This window comes from Bradyrhizobium sp. NBAIM08 (assembly GCF_020193935.1).
In the GTDB taxonomy this organism is placed as follows: domain Bacteria; phylum Pseudomonadota; class Alphaproteobacteria; order Rhizobiales; family Xanthobacteraceae; genus Bradyrhizobium; species Bradyrhizobium yuanmingense.
Genome location: NZ_JADYVR010000726.1, coordinates 1 through 419 on the forward strand (window position 1 = coordinate 1; position 419 = coordinate 419).

The 419-nt window shown below is 70.2% G+C and carries 1 protein-coding gene; it reads right to left on the reverse strand.

Annotation, left to right across the window (positions count from 1 at the left end; genetic code table 11):
• On the reverse strand, positions 1-419 hold a 419-nt coding region (locus tag I6F37_RS41765; RefSeq protein WP_225154636.1), incomplete at both ends, for a hypothetical protein.

A 419-nucleotide genomic window follows, 5' to 3' on the forward strand; every position in this document is an offset into this window, starting at 1 on the left:
GGCCTCGCCCGCCGAGATGGCCGACACGGCTCGGCGGGCCGGTCTGACGCACCTCCAGGTCCACGGCGACGCCGACCCGGCCGCGGCCGCCGAGGCGAGCGGGCTGCCGGTGATCCAGGGCGTGCGCGTGGACGGCGCCGCGGACCGCAGCGAACGGTGCGTCGCGGCAAAGACTGAGCAGCTGGTACAACGTGCGACACATGCGTTCGTCGTCGGCCGAGTCGAAGCATCCATCGGCGATCCACTCGAGCCAGCGTTGGACGTAGGCCCCCGGACGCGGGTTGTGGCGGATGGCGAGCAGGTGGCACTCCAGGCCGTTCCACTTCACGGGGAACTCGGGGTCGAGCATGAAGCCGGCGAGGTCGTCGGGACATTGTTCGACGAGTTCCTCGATGTTGTGGCGGAGGAAGTGGCGGTAG